Origin of the sequence: Bacillus timonensis (assembly GCF_004799755.1) — a bacterium.
Lineage (GTDB): Bacteria > Bacillota > Bacilli > Bacillales > Bacillaceae_L > Ferdinandcohnia > Ferdinandcohnia timonensis_A.
The window spans coordinates 199,411-214,868 of the sequence record NZ_SLUB01000001.1 but is presented as its reverse complement, the minus strand read 5'-3'; the positions used below and the strand labels follow the sequence as shown (position 1 = coordinate 214,868).

Below are 15,458 nucleotides of genomic sequence, written 5' to 3'. Positions count from 1 at the left end.
AATAAAAGTAACAATCTTTTAAATTTTCTAACACAAATGAAAAAAAAGAGATTTCATTGTGAAATCTCTTTTTACTAGTACTTTTGGATTAGTTAAGAAAGCTTTGTTTTTGCCAAATACGCAGCACCAATCACACCTGCATCATTACCTAAAGTGGCAATTGTAATCTCGGCACCATCCGCGACCCTTGAAAACGCAAAGCGTTTGAATTGCTTTTTTAATGGCAATAGTAAATGTTCGCCAGCTTTTGAGACACCACCGCCGACAACTATTTTTTCAGGGTTTAGCCCATTCGCAATATGACTTAAAGCCAAGCCAAGGTGATAGGTTACGTGGTCAATGATGTTCTTTGCGAGTTTATCCCCTTTAGCTGCAGCCTCAAAAACATCCTTCGAGGTTATTTCACCCGTTCTCTCAAATTGTTCACGGATTAGACTTGATTCATTTTTCGTTTGAATTGCCTCTTTAGCCAAACGTGCAATACCAGTTGCAGATGCAATTGTTTCGATACAGCCGGTCTTACCACATCCACATAAAGTACCACCTTCAGGTATGGAGGTGATATGGCCAATCTCACCGCCTGCACCATTTACTCCACGAACAACCTCGCCATTGGAAATGATTCCTCCGCCAACTCCAGTTCCTAACGTTACACAGATTAGATCCTTCGCTCCTTCACCGGCACCCTTCCACATTTCACCAATAGCCGCTACATTGGCGTCATTATCAACCGCTGCAGGTAACCCGATTATTTTTTCTAACTCTGCTTTTAAAGGGAACATTTCCTTCATGCCCAAGTTGGTCGCTTTATAAAAAACACCTTCTTCGAAATTGACAGGACCAGGCGCTCCCATTCCTACACCGACAAATTGTTCTTTCTTAAGTTGTAACTCATTCATTTTCGCTTCAATCGCATCAGAAATGTCTGGGATAATCTTATCTCCAGATTTATCCGTTGGAATTTCCCATTTAGTAATGATTTCACCTTCTTGGGTAATAAAAGCAAGCTTAATCGTTGTACCACCTAAATCAATACCAATTAATAAGTTTTCCATATGTATTCCATTCCCTTGTTTATTTGTTTTTAGCTCTTTTCTCAGTTTCCATCACGATTTCTTGACGGAGGAGAAAGATAGCTGATTGATAGTCTTTTGTTTCAATGAGCTGTGAATTGTATAGCTCGTGGATTTCAGATTCCATCAGTTCAAGATCAGCGACGCGGTCACCGACGTAAATGATGGTTCCAAATTTTTTAAGAAATTGTTGAATATCATAAATTGTTTTCACATTTTCACCTTCTGCATACCACAATATAATCTAGCTTATTCAAAAAAAGGGGAACACGCAAGTCTTTCGCCTAAATCTCCTTAAAATTGTAAAAGAGTGCTCTGCTTCGAGCACTCCTTAAATAGGTTATTTATCTGGATCTTGCGGATGCAAGATTTTTGGTCTGTTTCGTTTTAAAGGAATGGGTGCCCGGAATAAGACATCCTTAAATCCTTTATATGAAAATGGAATAAATGGCCATAAATACGGCACATTAAAGGACTTCATTCGAGCAAGGTAGAGAATCCAAAGTGTTATCCCTCCGACAAATCCAATTACCCCGAATATACTCGTTGTTACTAACAAAAACAATCGAGCCAAACGATTTGCAAGACTCATCTCATAACTAGGCGTTGAGAATGTCCCAATTGCGGCGATCGCTAAATACAAAATAACCTCATTCGTGAATAGTCCCACTTCAACAGCTACCTGTCCGATTAACATCGCGGCAACGAGTCCTAATGCTGTAGCTAAGGAGGTCGGCGTGTGAATCGCAGCCATTCGTAACATATCAATTCCTATTTCAATTAAAAAGAACTGTAATATTAATGGTAATCTGCCCTCATCATTTGGGCCAATATATCTTAGATTCTCTGGCAACAGTTCTGGATGAACGGCAAATAAATACCACAGTGGTAATAAAAAGAGAGATGCCCACACACCAAAATAACGAACTAAGCGAAGGTATAGCCCAGCAACTGGACTATTCCGATATTCCTCAGCATGCTGCATATGGTGCCAAAATGTAGTTGGTGTGATCAGCACACTTGGCGAACCATCAACCATAATAATGATATGGCCTTCGTAAAGGTGGGCCGCTGCTGTATCAGGTCTCTCTGTATACCTAACAACAGGATAAGGATTATAGTGCCGACCTGAAATGTACTCCTCGACAGTCTTCTCACCCATTGGTAAACCATCGGTGTCAATTTTTGAGATGGCATCTTTTACTTCTTTGATATGTTCTGGATCAGCGATATCCTCAATATAACTTATAACAATATCTGTCTTTGAACGTCGCCCTACCTGCATATACTCCATTCGAAGTGATTTATCTCGAATTCTTCTTCTTGTTAAAGCAGTATTAAAAACGATCGTTTCAACATAACCGTCCCTTGCTCCTCTTACAACTCGTTCCGTATCAGGCTCTTCTGGTCCCCTAACTGGGTACGTTCTTGCATCAATTAAAATAACCTTTTCAAATCCATCAACGACAAGGGCAGTTGGACCTGCAAGCACGGTGTCAACCACCTTTTCAAGGTCATCTACACTTTCAACTTCAACATAAGGGATATACGTTTTAATCAGTTTTTCTAAACCATCTATTTTTAACGTTTTTTCATCCTGCTGTGCGAGAAATTTTTGTAGAAGGTGTAACATGTCATCTTTGACAAGTCCATCAATTAAAAACATCGACATTTCCTTGCCAGCATATTCCACGTCGATTTGAATGACATCAAAGCTTTTATCTACCCCAAGAGCCTCTTTTAAATAATTTCGGTTTTCCTCTAAACTTGTTGAGACCGGATGTTTTGGCTTTTCTTTTTCGTCATTTCCCATCTGTATCACTCCAATCACGTCCAATAGCAACTGTTCTAGGCTACTAATCCATGATTGACTTAAAACTGGAAAAACATACTTAATAAGGAAAAATAAACAAAAGCGCCTAACTAGACGCCTTTTTTACAATGAGCCACTTTCCATGGCATTAATTTCTTTTAACAAGTCTTTATAATTTTCATTGTCAGGATCTATTTTAATTGCTTGTTCCACAGCCTTTTTTGCATTCTCATATTCCTGTAGCTGGACATAGACTAAAGCAAGATTAAAATGTGCTTCAGATATATCGGGTGCTTTGTTCGTAACAATATCTAAATGTTCTCGTGCTTCCTCAAACTTCCCAAGTTTAATCTCGGTATACGATAAATAAAAATATACTTCAGGTGAGTCGGTTCCTTTTTCCTCGACCGTTTTTAGCATCTCATATGCTTTTTGAAACTCATTTGATTGAATATATTCCTGTGCCGTTTGCACGACAAATTGTGGATTATCAGAATGTGGCTGAACCACATAGCCGACATAAAAAAGGACACCAACTGTTACGATTGTCACCAGAAGTCCACTTAATCGCTTCACAAATTCTTTACGCTTTGGTAAGTGCACAATGCTCGCCGCTAAAAAGCCTCCAACCAAGCCTCCAATATGACCTGAGTTATCAATTCCAGGAATCATAAAACCTAGGACTAGATTGATGATAATAATGCCAATCACATTTGGTCCCATCGTTCTAAAAAATAATGATGGAAAGGCAGTTCCAAAAAATAATAGAGCCCCAAAACAACCAAAAATGGCACCAGAAGCCCCTGCAGAAATATTTGCATTGAACACAAAACTCGCTAGACTTCCTACGAATCCGGCAAATAGATATATTAATAAAAATCTTAGTTTTCCATATAAGCGTTCAACCTCAGCCCCTAAATAATAGAGCGCAAAGGTGTTCATAAGAAGATGAATGAATCCAATATGTAAAATCATCGGCGTGAAAAAACGCCACCATTCACCATTTAAAATTCGAAAGTTTTCCTTTGCTCCATATTTCAGCAAGGTTTCCGTATTTGTGCTACCTCCCTTTAATTCTAAAATAGCAAACATCACTAATTGAATGGCAATTAAAATGTATGTAAAAAACGGTTTTCCATTTTGGAAAATTAGTTTTTCATTAGAAATCCGTTTATTTGCTACCGTAATTACCTCTCGTTTGATGTTTTCAATCGTTTCAATGTCTATATAGATGGAATCATTTATCTCAAAATCAGTATCAACAAACTTTGACACTTCTTCTAGGCCTGTATTTATGCGTTCTGATTCAATTAAAACCGTATGTAAAGCAGTAAGCCCTTTTGCACCTGCCACGAGTGGGCTTTCCAATCGGTATCTCCAATCATCCACAGGTGGATATGTCGTAATATATATATTAAGAGCATCCAGTTTGCGAATAAATAGGCGTTTTCTTAGCTGCTCTAGTCGCTGTGCTGTTATTTCCATATCCCTCTGCATCCAATTACTCCAATCCAAATCGTGTCTTAGGATACGGATGATTCTTGGTTTATTTTTATGTGTCCCTTCTAACCAAACTTCATTAGTCGATTTTGATAATTGGAGAATTCGGTAGCCGCCCTCTAACTGAAGCCCCTTAATCAATTTCCAATAAAGATAATCCTGTTTAAACACCAAATCCCCCCTTATCAATAAAATGTGTGATTAAACATCCTTTAGAGTTTCTTTTATTATAAACGTTTTACTATAACTGTTACCAAATTTCTGTCTTAAAAAAGTGAAAAAACCTGTTGACAGGCAATCAACAGGTTTTCTTCTTCTATCGGAAGGCTTGGTGGATCATTCTGTTTCGAATAAATGGGATTTTCATTGACGAACTAATAAAAACTCGTCGAACCGCCGGACTACCGAAAACAGTATTAAAAATACGATAACGGTATCTGTAAACAGCATAAATCCCACCAAAAAGTAAAGCTAATCGGGTTAATAAGCTTAGCATTTTTATCCCTCCTAGATATACTTTTTGATTATCCCTTTCATTTTATCCTATATGCGAAAGGAAATATGTCCCAAGTCCAGACGCAAAGAGGATGGAGAAAAAATTCACAACATCATTATTGCAGAAGCGAAGCCCTTTTAAATATGTTGTTTCTTGTCCACAGTGGACCTTTTTTTCTGTTTCCAAGCTACAGACGGAGCATTTATAAACGACTTGGACGGTTGCTCCCATTATCGTATCAATTACATTTCCACTGAAACCCACCAAGGTAAGTCCAACTAAAAGTATGACTGAAAGTTCTGGCCAGACAAAAAATGAAACGACAGCAATAAGAAACGAACCTAAAAAACCAGCAATCGTTCCTAATAATGATACGGCCCCTGATGTCCCTGCATCCACCCGCCTCATTTTTGTAATAAGAAATGGCTTCTTTTTACTAAGTGTTCCAATCTCTGAAGCCCAGGTGTCAGCATTTGCTGCTGCGATGGAGCCAATAAAAAAGCGTAGCCAAATTAATGAATCAGTCCATATAAATAATAAACTTGCAACAGAGGCGACACCTCCATTAGCTAGGACTTGGATGATATCCCGTTGCTCCCCTTTTTCCACTTTATTTTGGAGGCTATCTTTATTTCCTGATTTGAATTTGCTCCATAAGCTCGAACTAGCAAAGAAGAGACCTAATAATAGCAAGCCCCGATAGCCAAAGCCGACCGACACAGCACTTCCTACAATAATAGTTCCAGCAGCCCCACTTATGGTTAACGATTTAAGACGATACCCCACTACCGCTACAATAACGGAAGCAAGGATTTGAATCAGAAGATTACTCATGGGCAATGATAACCTTTGTGTTTGTCACGATTTTCTGGACTGGAATATCAAATGCCTCAACAGGTAGTTCCTCTACTAGCTGTTCCGGAAACGCCAAGGAAACAGTATTTCCTTGATAATCTGTTAAATATCGGTCATAATAACCTCCGCCGTGGCCAAGTCGATATCCGCTTGTCATGAAGCTTAAGCCAGGGACGAATATAACATCTATTTCATTATGTACAACCTCTTCTGTTTGTTCCTCAATTGGTTCCTGTAATCCATAATAGACGACCTCTAGCTGTGAAAATGATGTAATTTCACGGAATGTCATTGTCTTTGTCTTTGGATGACATTTTGGAACAGCCACTCGTTTATTTAATTCCCATGCTTTTTCAATTAAATATGTTGTATTTACCTCATAATCCCCAGAGATGGTAATACCAATTGTCTTCGCATTCAACCACTCTGGCAATGAAAGGACATGTTTCGTGATTTCCTCTGAGTGTTGATTTAATGTACCTTTATCAATCGAACGTAAAGTCCCTTTCATTTCTTTTCTCAAGTCCTGTTTTGTCTTCATCGTAATCCCCTCCCTCTATATTACTTTGATTATATAATATAAAAAAAACAGCAGGAAATTGCTTTCCTACTGTTACTTTGTTTCGCGGTGTAGAGTAACCTTTTTAAGTCTTGGGCAATATTTCTTAAGTTCAAGACGGTCAGGGTTGTTACGCTTATTTTTAGTTGTAATATAATTACGATCACCAGTTTCAGTGCAAGCTAAAGTGATTTTTACACGCATCTTTATTTCCCTCCAAACATATAAAGCATTAATCAGACTTACCTATCATACCATTTTACTAATTAAAATTCCAGTCCTATTTTTTTGAGAATGCAATTTCTTAATTACTATATCAAAATACAATTTACTAGTGTACAAAATGTTGTCCACATTCATAAGTTACGTTAAGATTAGTATGGAATGGAGTGAAGATATGGAATACGCATTTATTATATTATTGGGTATCGCAATCCTTCTTCTTGTCATCTCCTTTTATGGAAAAGACCGAATTAAAATGATGCAAGAAGAAATTGATCAACTTTCTCTTTCTGTGGTTCAGGAAACCTATCTGTTAAAGAAAAAAATGAAGATCCTTGAGGAAGAACTTCTTACAAATGATATCGATTATGAGATGGGACCTCCTCAAGCAAGTGCCATGTCTTTATCGAATGCTTCCATTTTATCTTTGTATGATAAAGGCTTGAGCTATGAAGAAATCGGACATAAAACGAATTTACCAGTAGAAGAAGTTCGGCTGATCTTAGAACAGGCAAAGAAAATGGGGCTGCTTTGATGGATAAGAATTTATTACGCGGAATCGCAATCGGAATAATCATATCAACTATTGTTTACGGGACGATTTACTATTTGTTTACATAAAAAACTCAAGCCTTTTTGATGAGGCTTGAGTTTCTTTTTATGCATTTAAATCGACGTTTTTTCCTTTCACCATAAAAATGATATGCTCAGACATATTGGTAGTATGGTCTGCAATCCGTTCAAGATTACGGGCAACAAAGGATAGCTGAGAAATTTGATTAAATGAATCAGGTTTGCTTGGCACTAATTCAAGGAGTTCTTTAATAATTTTTCCGTATAAAGCATCAACCTCATCATCAGCCTTAGCTGTTGTAATCGCAAGTTCAATGTCTTTTTCGATATAGGCTTTAATTACATTATTCAACATGTCCAATGCCATATCCGCCATTCTAGGAATATCCACAATCGGCTTGATGAGTGGTCCTGCACCGATATGGATTACGGATTTGGCAATATTTACTGCAAGGTCGCCAATTCTCTCAATATCGTTTGAGATTTTCAAACCCGCAATAATGGTGCGCAGGTCAGATGCAACAGGCTGTTGTTGGGCGATTAATTGAATAATTAAGTTATTAATTTTTTCTTCGATGTCGTTAATCTTTTGGTCTTCTTCAATGTTTTGCTCTGCCATTTCAATATTTTGGTGCGCAAGTGACTGCACTGATTTTTCAACAGCCGTTTTTGATAAATTTACCATTTCAATGAGTAGATCTTTAAGGCGATCTAAATCTTTATCCAATGTCGTGCGTATAGCCATACTCTTCTCCCCTTATCTATTTTATTTACTCATATTATTTAACCAAAACGACCTGTGATGTAGTCTTCTGTGCGTTTATCGTATGGGTTTGAGAACATTTTATCCGTTTTTTCATATTCGATGACTTCTCCACTTAGGAAAAATGCTGTTCGATCAGAGATACGTGCTGCTTGCTGCATATTATGCGTAACGATGATAATGCTAAAGTCTTGCTTAAGTTCCTGAACGAGCTCTTCAATTTTCAAAGTTGAAATGGGATCAAGTGCTGAAGTTGGCTCATCCATTAGAATCACATCAGGTTCAATTGCTAGACATCTTGCAATACAAATTCTTTGTTGCTGACCACCAGAAAGGCCATATGCATTTTCATGAAGACGGTCTTTTACCTCATCCCAAATCGCCGCCCCACGTAGACTTTTTTCCACAATTTCATCTAATATCTTTTTATTTCGAATTCCATGAATTCGTGGTCCATAGGCAATATTGTCGTAAATAGATTTTGGAAACGGGTTTGGCTTTTGGAATACCATTCCCACTCGGGTTCTTAGTTCTTCTTCTTTATAAGATTTATCAAAAATATTTTTGCCTCTGTATAAAATCTCCCCTGAAATGCGTACGATTGGTACTAATTCTACCATACGGTTTAATGTTTTAATATAGGTTGATTTTCCACAGCCTGACGGTCCAATGATCGCCGTTACTTCGTTTTCATAGATTGGAAAGTTAATATTTTTTAATGCATGGTCTTCACCATACCATAGATTTAAATCCTTTGTATCATACACAATTTTTTTATCTGTTTGATCTTTTTTTTCATTATTATTTGTAATTACTTGGAATGTCATCTTTTGAGTTTCTCCCCTTTATTCAGATTAGAACCTTCTTTGGAACTTGTTTCGAATCATGATTGCAATTGAATTCATTAAGAATAAAATAAGTAGCAAAATCACAATTGTCGCTGCTGCTAGATTAGCATATTCAGCAACCAGTGCAGAATCAAGTGTCCAGTAATAAATTTGCATTGGCATTACGGTAAACTTATCAAAAATACTATCAGGAAACGGAATTAATAAGGCTGGAATTCCTAGAACAACAAGTGGAGCCGTTTCTCCGATTGCCCTTGACAGAGCCAAAATAGCTCCTGTTAAAATTCCTGGTAACGACGCTGGTAATACAACGTTTTTAATCGTTTGCCATTTTGTAGCGCCCATTCCGTATGAAGCTTCCCGTAAAAAGTTAGGCACAGCACGAATCGCTTCTTGACTTGCCACAACAACGATAGGAAGTACCAATAGTGACATTGTGAGTCCACCAGCTAATACAATATTTCCTAATCCTAATCCACGGACAAAAACAGTTAATCCTAAAATTCCAAATACAATAGAAGGAACACCTGCAAGGTTGGAAATATTTGTTTGAATAAAGCGTTGAAGGCGTCCTTTTGTAGCATACTCTTCAAGATAAATAGCCGTTCCAACACCAAGTATTAGTGTAATTGGAGCTACTACGATCATTAACCAAAGGGTTCCAAGAATTGCACCCATAATCCCGGCTTTTTCAGCAACAGTTGATAACTTATTCGTTAAAAATTGAATGTCGATCCAACCAAGACTTTGGGAAATGACACGATAAAAAAGTATGATTAAAACGACTAAGCTGAATAAAATTGAAATTAAAAATATCGTTTTTGCAATTTTATTAATGGCTAATCGTAAATTAAGTTTCTTTTGCACCTGTGCAGCATCTACATATTTCATTTTAATATTCCTCCTTAAACTTGCGAGAAATATATTGTGCAAGTAAGTTCATAACTAATGTAAATACGAATAGTGTAATCGCTACTGCATATAAACTATAATATAAAGTTGAGCCAGCAGGTGCATCACCACTATTAACTTCAACAATATAAGAAGTCATTGTTTGCATTGATTGAGTAATATCAAAAGTAAAGTTCTTGGTACTTCCACTAGCAAGAGTAACAATCATTGTTTCACCAATTGCTCGAGATATACCAAGAACAAAAGATGCAATAATTCCAGACATTGCAGCAGGAATAACAACCTTCCATGTCACTTCAAGTTTTGTAGAGCCAAGTCCTAGCGCGCCTTCCCTCATAGCATTTGGCACAGCGCTCATCGCATCCTCCGATAAAGATGCTACCATAGGAATAATCATTATTCCCATTACAATACCTGGACTAAGGATATTAGTAGGTTGAAGACCAGGAACAATATGTTGTAATAGAGGTGTCACGAACGTTAAAGCAAAGAAACCATAGACAATTGTCGGAATCCCAGCAAGAATTTCAAGAATTGGCTTTAAAATCCTTCTAACTCGGTCTGAAGCATACTCACTTAAATATATGGCAGACATCATACCGATCGGAATTGCAACCAACATTGCTATAGCCGATGAAATAACTGTCCCGGTTAATAGAGGTAAAACCCCAAACTGAGCATTATCACCGAGGGGTTTTAAAACTGTACCAGTAAAGAAATCAAGAAATGGTACACGTTTAAAAAACTCGAATGTTTCAAATAGAAGAGTAAAAACAATTCCAATTGTTGTTAAAATGGAGACAATCGCAATGATAAGCAAACCTTTTGGAATGGCTTTTTCAATGAATGTGTTCATACTTTTAGTGCTTTTATTTTGTGAAATCAGTTCACGCACATTTAAATCTTTAGAACCTTCCTTCATGATAAACTCCCTTCAATCCATTTCATCATTTATCAAGACCAAAATATTTTTTCTATCTATCATCAGGCTAAAGATGAGAAGCAAAGAATGCCCTCATCTTCAGTTTGAAACTATTATTTTAAACCTTCTAATTCTTCAACTGCTTTTTGTAATTCTGCATCTGGAAGTGGAGCAAATCCAGTTTCAGATGCTACACTAGCTGCATTTTTCATTGTGTAAATGGCATAGTCTAATACTTGGGCCTTTTCTTTAGCCATATTTACATTAAGGTACGTAAATACTGGTCTAGTAAATGGAGCATAGTCACCATCTTCACTGATTGTATCTAGGTTTGGTTCAACAGGACCGTTACCAAAATCAATTTTTACAATTTTAACTTTATCTGTGTTACTAGCTGCATATCCATATCCGAAGAATGCAATTGCATTTTTATCCTTAGAAACCAAGTCTACTAATGTAGAATATTCTTGTTGTAAATTTGCTTCAGCTACAAGATCTTGCTCATCTAGAATGTTTTCCCAGAAGAACTCATAAGTACCGTGGTTTTCGTTAGGACCATATGTTTTAATTGGCTCATTTGGGAAATCAGAGCGTACATCTGACCAGTTTTTCTTACCAGCACTTGCTAAGAAAATATCAATCACTTCTTGTTGTGTAAGTTCTTCTACCCAATCGTTTTCAGGGTTAACAACAAATGTTAAGCCGTCAAGTGCAACTTTTAATTCCTTAACCTCAATTCCAAGATCCTCAGCAGTCGCTGCTTCCTCGTCTTTCATTTTACGTGAAGCATCATTGAAATCTGTTCCGCCTTCTTCAACTAAAAACTTTTTGAAACCAGCACTTGTTCCAGCACGGCTAACCTCAACGGATACATCTTCTTGTTCATTTGTCATATAATTTTCAGCCATTTTAGACATAAAAGGAAATACAGTACCAGATCCATCGATCACAACGCTGCCCTCTAATTTTTCTTCAGCTGCACCACCATTACCTGTTTTTGACTCGTCACCTTCTGTGTTGCTTTCGTCATTACCACATGCAACTAAAACAAGCATCGCGATTGTAATCATTGCTAAACCTAAGAACTTTAAGTGTTTCATTCCTTAATTCCCCCTAAGATTGAGTTAGTCTTGCTATGTCTTACAAAAATAAGAATACTCGTATACTATTAATCTCATATGAACTGACTGTAAAGGTTTTGTAAATTTGAAGAAAATGATGAATATACCCTATTTTTGTCGATGAACTTGCATAGAAAAAAGCCTAGCGAATCCGCTAGGCTTTTCTTAATCATTATTCAGTTCCTTGTGCTTCACCGTCTTCAGTTGGTGTTTCTTGCTCTGTTTCTGTTGTTTCTGTTGCCTCTGTTTTTTGTTGTGGTTGTGTAGCTCTCTTTTCTTTTAGTTCAAAATATTTATCTAAAATTGCTTCCCCAACTTTAAGGTTCATATTATGAGATGTGTTTCCATAATATGCATACGGTATGACTACAGCAAAGGCTACCTCAGGGTTGTCAAATGGTGCATACCCAACAAGTGTACTATTTACAGCTTCTATCCCATTAATAAAGGATTGGGCTGTACCTGTTTTTCCAGCAGGATTATATGGTTTACCTGCAAATACACTACGAGCCGTACCATTTGATCCTTGGAACACGAGCTTAAATCCTTGTTGAACCCGATCGAAATACTTCTGGTCTATTTCAACTTTGTTTAAAACGGTTGTTTCAAATGGCTTTTGTATCGGTCCTAATTCATCTTCTTCCATCGTTGGCTGATGAATTTGCCTTACAATCTTCGGTTGCAATCTATATCCGTCATTGGCAATTGTTGACACATACTGTGCTAACTGTAAGGTTGTATACGTGTCATATTGTCCAATCGCCAAGTCCATTAATAAACCTGGTCCAAACAATGGACCAGTATATCCTGAAGCTTCACCTGGTAAATCAATTCCTGTCTTCACACCTAAGCCAAACTGACTAAAATAATTTCGAGCCGTACGAAATGCATCATAATCAATCGAAATCGCATTTTCAGGGACATAATGTCCACCTGCTAAATCAAGAAACGTCCTAAACATGTATACGTTGGATGACATTTCGAGTGCTTTAAGATCATTCGTCCAGCCTAAGTTTTTCCATGATGACTTTGTAGGCGTGCCTTTAATTCTTATTGGAGTATCATAGTACATCGAACCAATATCAATGACTCCAGTATCATAACCAGTTAACATGGTCGCACCTTTGACAGTGGACCCCATCTCATATGCGGCATTCATGGTCCCAAGAGCATAATCCTCGAACACCATCTTGCCATCTTTTCCTTTTGTATAACGCTTGCCGGCCATACTTAATATTTCACCTGTATTAGGATTCATCATGACAACAAATGCGTGGTCAAGATATTCTGTGTTACGAAATTGTTTATGAGCCAGCATCTGTTCTTCAATGATTTGTTCAACCGCTTGCTGTAGTTCCATGTCAATGGTAAGAACAAGGTCACTTCCCCTTTGTCCTTCAGATATTAAAATGGTTTCCTGCACGGCATTACCTTTAATGACATTTTCCACCTTAGTCTTTTGACCATGTAATACAGATTCATATTGTGCCTCCAGATAGCTTAAGCCAACACGGTCATTACGGTTATAGCCTCGTGCTAAATAATAATCAAGTTTTTCACCTGGGAGACCTTCATCCGTATTCGAGATTCTGCCAAGTATCGATTTTAACGTGAAATCATATTTATAATCTCGTACCCAATCGGTTGTGGTGTTGACGCCTGGCAAATGCTCAAGGTTCTCACTGACAATTGCATACTCCTCAGGGGTTACATTCTCATTTTTAACAATCTGTGGGACGAGTGCATAGCCCTTTGTCATTTCACGGAATACCGCCGCTACCTCTAACTCAGGCTCAGTTATCTCTTCAAGGTCTTCTTCCGTAATTCTCTCGATTTGGAGTTTATAAATTTCTTTATTTGAAAGTTCTATCTCTCCATTCTCTACTTTCTGTAATTCTTGCTGAACCTTTTCTTTTGCTTCGTCTGGATTTATTAGCATCCAGAAATCTTTTAAATCACGCTCTGTGACTTTTTCCGTATCCATATCAATAAACTTTGCTAGGGTTTCCGCAACTTTTAGGATATCCTCTTGTTTCGTGTCTCTTGCACGAGTGTATGTGATAGCATTTAAAGCTTTATTATCCACAATGATATTTCCATTTTTGTCATAAATCTTCCCCCGTGGAACAGGAAGATTGACAATTTCATTTTCTGTTTTTTCAACTTCCTTTTGAAACTTTTCACCGTGAACAATTTGAACAACCCCAAGTCGTAAAATCAGGGCTGAAAACAGTAAAAAGACAGCAAAAAATAACATATTTAAACGAAAAGGGACATGTGATTTTTTCTTTTTAATCATGAGCATCAACTACCTTTATTTTTTTGCCTACTACTAATTTTATCATTGCGCTACATTCTTATGAATGAAAAAACACCTAGCCAGGCTAGGTGCCTTTATCTTCTATTGTAAAAGAAATTCAATCTTTTTTCCATGAAAAAAACTAGTAAATTTGAGGCTTCCATCGAAAGACACTTACCTATAACAGGCATTCGCTGAATAAGGTTAGGCGGTTGATCCTCCTTCACCCTCAATTAATTTTCGATTTGCAGCCGATTTTGATTGAACTTTACCAGCAGCATCAGGTGTTTCAATTCGTCTGATAGGAAAATAAAGCAGTAAATGTCCTGCACCAATAATAGCTAATAGAATTGGAATACTTTGCTTTTCATCAAAAAAGGCGATTGTGATCAAAAACAATACGATCGACAGAATCCTTCCAATATTTAAGAAGACCTCCCTTACGACTACATATTCAATCCTCATCTCTTTTGCATTCCATCCTTTTCCAATCACATCATAAGTTAATGAGTTATAAGGAACAAGCATAATTGGATACGCAAGCCCAATAATAACACCATATAAAATCAGCCTTGCATAGGTTACCTCAAAAAGAATCACAAAAATAGCAAGATATACCAATAAGCCTCCAACAAGAATTGCCTTTTTGCGCATTTTCTTTTTGATTAACCTCGTTGCTAAAAAATAAACCAAAAAGGATACGGCTGAATTAATCAATCCAAATTTTCCTAAAGCCAATTCACTGCCAGTTGCCACGAATACAAACACCGAAATAACAAATACAAATGTGCCTTCACGAATTCCTTGAAAAAAGTGAGCATGCAAGATATGCTTCCAATTTGAATTATATTTTCGTTCTTCCAGAATTCGCCTAAAAACAAAATCCCCTTCAGCACTTCGTCTTTTTAAGAAAAAGCTTAGAACAACTGCTCCTGCAAACAAGCCTAAGGATATTCCAAATATGACGGTATATCCGGTAAAACTCTTCATTGAGGAAATGATGATTCCCGCTGCAATAGGACCAATCATTCCAGCAAAGGAACCAAGTAACCCTAAAAATCCATTAAAAAAGTCTCGTGTTTCAGGCTCTGTAATTTCAAAGGTTAAAACATTAAAGGCTAGCCAGTAAAAGCCATAGCCAATCCCAAGTAGGGCTCCTAAAAGTAACAAATAGTGTGAGGCGCTCTCACCAATCCATAAGACAGTGATATAAAAAATGGCTAAGAATGAAACTCCAAGCCTAAGTACGATCACTCTATCAATTTTTTTAGCCCATCTCCCAGCCAGAATAAAGGTTAATGGTTGCAAGACGACAACTGCCAAATTATATAAGCCTAAATCCTTAAATTCACCAGATTGCTTCCATAAATATACGTTAACGAACGTGTTTGATAAAGCGATACTTAGTGCATATAATCCACCAATGACAAGTAACAAAATCAAATCTCTGTGTATGGGTACATCACCTAGTACCTTTTTAAAACGAAACATTTGCTGACTCC

At 37.2% G+C, this 15,458-nt stretch carries 16 protein-coding genes; 1 reads left to right on the top strand and 15 read right to left on the bottom strand.

What is annotated here, in order from left to right:
- Nucleotides 1-92: 92 nt before the first annotated feature.
- The 8 genes from E1I69_RS01050 to rpmG form a co-directional block, all read right to left on the bottom strand.
- On the bottom strand, nt 93-1,055 hold the full coding sequence (locus E1I69_RS01050) for an ROK family glucokinase (RefSeq protein ID WP_136377787.1): 963 nt from the start codon (nt 1,053-1,055) through the stop codon (nt 93-95).
- Between the two features lie 19 nt (nt 1,056-1,074).
- Complete coding sequence (locus E1I69_RS01045) at nt 1,075-1,287, bottom strand: YqgQ family protein (RefSeq protein ID WP_136377786.1); 213 nt, start codon at nt 1,285-1,287, stop codon at nt 1,075-1,077.
- Between the two features lie 126 nt (nt 1,288-1,413).
- Nucleotides 1,414-2,886 carry a spore germination protein gene (locus E1I69_RS01040; RefSeq protein WP_136377785.1) on the bottom strand — a complete coding sequence of 491 codons (1,473 nt, stop codon included), beginning with the start codon at nt 2,884-2,886 and terminating at the stop codon, nt 1,414-1,416.
- 123 nt (nt 2,887-3,009) lie between these two features.
- On the bottom strand, nt 3,010-4,557 hold the full coding sequence (locus tag E1I69_RS01035; RefSeq protein ID WP_242634514.1) for a rhomboid family protein: 1,548 nt from the start codon (nt 4,555-4,557) through the stop codon (nt 3,010-3,012).
- A 145-nt stretch (nt 4,558-4,702) separates the two neighbouring features.
- Nucleotides 4,703-4,882, bottom strand: a complete 180-nt coding sequence (locus E1I69_RS01030) for a hypothetical protein (RefSeq protein ID WP_136377783.1) — start codon at nt 4,880-4,882, stop codon at nt 4,703-4,705.
- 42 nt (nt 4,883-4,924) lie between these two features.
- Nucleotides 4,925-5,716, bottom strand: a complete 792-nt coding sequence (locus E1I69_RS01025) for a DUF92 domain-containing protein (RefSeq protein WP_136377782.1) — start codon at nt 5,714-5,716, stop codon at nt 4,925-4,927.
- Nucleotides 5,709-6,278, bottom strand: coding sequence for a 5-formyltetrahydrofolate cyclo-ligase (locus tag E1I69_RS01020; RefSeq protein WP_136377781.1), 570 nt, complete (start codon nt 6,276-6,278; stop codon nt 5,709-5,711). Before E1I69_RS01020 ends, E1I69_RS01025 begins: the two co-directional genes overlap by 8 nt.
- A gap of 72 nt (nt 6,279-6,350) precedes the next feature.
- A complete protein-coding gene (gene rpmG, locus E1I69_RS01015; protein ID WP_010678123.1) occupies nt 6,351-6,500 on the bottom strand; it encodes a 50S ribosomal protein L33 in 150 nt (49 codons plus the stop codon).
- 193 nt (nt 6,501-6,693) lie between these two features.
- Between rpmG and E1I69_RS01010 the strand changes: the two genes are divergently transcribed.
- Nucleotides 6,694-7,053, top strand: coding sequence for a hypothetical protein (locus tag E1I69_RS01010; RefSeq protein ID WP_136377780.1), 360 nt, complete (start codon nt 6,694-6,696; stop codon nt 7,051-7,053).
- Between the two features lie 123 nt (nt 7,054-7,176).
- Here E1I69_RS01010 and phoU read toward each other — a convergent pair whose 3' ends face one another.
- The 7 genes from phoU to E1I69_RS00975 form a co-directional block, all read right to left on the bottom strand.
- Entirely contained in the window at nt 7,177-7,836 is a 660-nt protein-coding gene (gene phoU / locus E1I69_RS01005) for a phosphate signaling complex protein PhoU (RefSeq protein ID WP_136377779.1), read from the bottom strand.
- Nucleotides 7,837-7,874: 38 nt separating this feature from the next.
- Entirely contained in the window at nt 7,875-8,681 is an 807-nt protein-coding gene (gene pstB / locus E1I69_RS01000) for a phosphate ABC transporter ATP-binding protein PstB (RefSeq protein WP_136377778.1), read from the bottom strand.
- Between the two features lie 27 nt (nt 8,682-8,708).
- Nucleotides 8,709-9,593: a phosphate ABC transporter permease PstA gene (gene pstA / locus E1I69_RS00995; protein ID WP_136377777.1), complete on the bottom strand. Its 885-nt coding sequence runs from the start codon at nt 9,591-9,593 to the stop codon at nt 8,709-8,711.
- 1 nt (nt 9,594) lies between these two features.
- Nucleotides 9,595-10,536 (bottom strand): phosphate ABC transporter permease subunit PstC, encoded by a 942-nt coding sequence (pstC, locus tag E1I69_RS00990; RefSeq protein WP_136377776.1) that lies wholly within the window; start codon nt 10,534-10,536, stop codon nt 9,595-9,597.
- 113 nt (nt 10,537-10,649) lie between these two features.
- Complete coding sequence (locus E1I69_RS00985; protein WP_136377775.1) at nt 10,650-11,636, bottom strand: PstS family phosphate ABC transporter substrate-binding protein; 987 nt, start codon at nt 11,634-11,636, stop codon at nt 10,650-10,652.
- A gap of 193 nt (nt 11,637-11,829) precedes the next feature.
- The gene (locus E1I69_RS00980) at nt 11,830-13,956 is read right to left on the bottom strand and encodes a peptidoglycan D,D-transpeptidase FtsI family protein (RefSeq protein WP_207308488.1); all 2,127 of its coding nucleotides are present in this window, start codon (nt 13,954-13,956) and stop codon (nt 11,830-11,832) included.
- 204 nt (nt 13,957-14,160) lie between these two features.
- Nucleotides 14,161-15,447 (bottom strand): MFS transporter, encoded by a 1,287-nt coding sequence (locus tag E1I69_RS00975; RefSeq protein WP_136377773.1) that lies wholly within the window; start codon nt 15,445-15,447, stop codon nt 14,161-14,163.
- Nucleotides 15,448-15,458 lie beyond the last annotated feature (11 nt).